This is a genomic window from Bradyrhizobium sp. Leo78, from assembly GCF_059512425.1.
The window spans coordinates 1-1,402 of the sequence record NZ_JCAMOT010000141.1 but is presented as its reverse complement, the minus strand read 5'-3'; the positions used below and the strand labels follow the sequence as shown (position 1 = coordinate 1,402).

The 1,402-nt window shown below is 63.1% G+C and carries 1 protein-coding gene; it reads right to left on the bottom strand.

Going from position 1 to position 1,402, the window contains the following annotated elements; translation table 11 throughout:
- Window positions 1-33 precede the first annotated feature (33 nt).
- Window positions 34-1,305: an IS256 family transposase gene (locus tag AC5ZG1_RS43920; protein WP_463719583.1), complete on the bottom strand. Its 1,272-nt coding sequence runs from the start codon at window positions 1,303-1,305 to the stop codon at window positions 34-36.
- Between the last annotated feature and the right edge of the window lie 97 nt (window positions 1,306-1,402).

Genomic DNA, 1,402 nt, shown 5'->3' with positions numbered 1-1,402 from the left:
AGAGCTATGGCCGAAATTGGGTGATGGGGCCGATCAGGCGGCGCGGTTAGCTGGCGTCGTCGATTCTGCGACGCCGTCGGTAAATTTGACGCCGGCAATGACCCTTGGCAACTGATTTTCGCCCTTCAGCCGGCGCCAGGTTTTGGCGGCGCTCATGACGAGCTTGAAGACCATGAGCCTTGCCGTCTTGTGCGACAGGCTTCCCTTGGAGCGGACGGTCCGGTGGCGGACTGTGGCGAAGACGCTTTCGATCGGGTTGGATGTGCGCAGGTGGTCCCAATGCTCGGCCGGGAAGTCGAAGAAGGCCAGCAACTCGTCGCGGTCCTTCGTCAGGCAGTCGACCGCCTTTGGGTATTTGACGGCGTACTTGTCGACGAAGACGCCAATCGCAGCTTCGGCGCTCGCCCGATCCGGCGCATCGCGGATCTCGCGGAGATCGGCCTTCATGTTCGGCTGCACCGACTTCGGCACCTTATTGAGCACGTTCAGGACCTTGTGCTGCCAGCAGCGCTGATGACGGGTGGAAGGAAAGAGTTCTTCCAGGGCCTTCCAGAAGCCGAGCGCACCGTCGCCGACAGCGATCCGCGGCGCGATGGACAGCCCGCGCGCTTTCAGATCGACGAGCAGTTCGCGCCAGCTCTGCGCGCTCTCCCGTACGCCGACCTGAAAGCCGACCAGTTCCTTCCTGCCTTCCGGCGTCGCACCGATGACGACCAGCATGCAGGCGGCATCCTCCTCCATGCGCGCCTGAAGATAGACACCGTCGGCCCAGATGTAGACGTAGCGCCGGGCCGACAGGTCGCGCCGTTGCCAGCGATCATAGTCGACCTGCCACTCCTCCTTCAGCCGTCCGACCACCGACGGCGACAGGTTCGGGGCATCCTTGCCGAGCAAGGCGCCAAGCGCCTCCTGGAAATCGCCGCTCGAGATGCCGCGCAGGTACAGAACCGGCAGCAGGGCATCCAGGCTCTTCGTCCGCCGTGCCCATCTTGGCAGGATCGCCGACGTGAACGTGATGCGATCCTCGCCCGAGGCCTCCAAACCCCGGTCGCGTACCTTGGCTCGCCGGACCTCGACAGGACCAATCCCTGTCTGGATCGAACGAGACGGGCCAAAGCCATGCCGGACAAGCCGGTCACGCCCATCCGGCAGCTTCAAATCGGCATGATCGCTCAGAAAGTCGGCGACCTCCGCCTCGATCGCCCGCGCAAGAAGCTGGCGTGCTCCATGCCGCAAAATACTCGTCAGTGGATCATCCATCGCGCCAGGCTGGCGAAGCTCTACAATCTTGCTATTCTCGTTCATGGCGTATCGCTCTGCATAAGAGGTTCTGGCTGGCTGGTTACCCGCCTCGATACGCCGCCCTTCTCAGGCCGTCATCACCCAGATTCCGCCATAGCTC

Bases quoted from the DNA above. Each gene is read 5' to 3' on its own strand.
- AC5ZG1_RS43920 (WP_463719583.1), bottom strand. From the start codon at position 1,305: ATGAACGAGAATAGCAAGATTGTAGAGCTTCGCCAGCCTGGCGCGATG.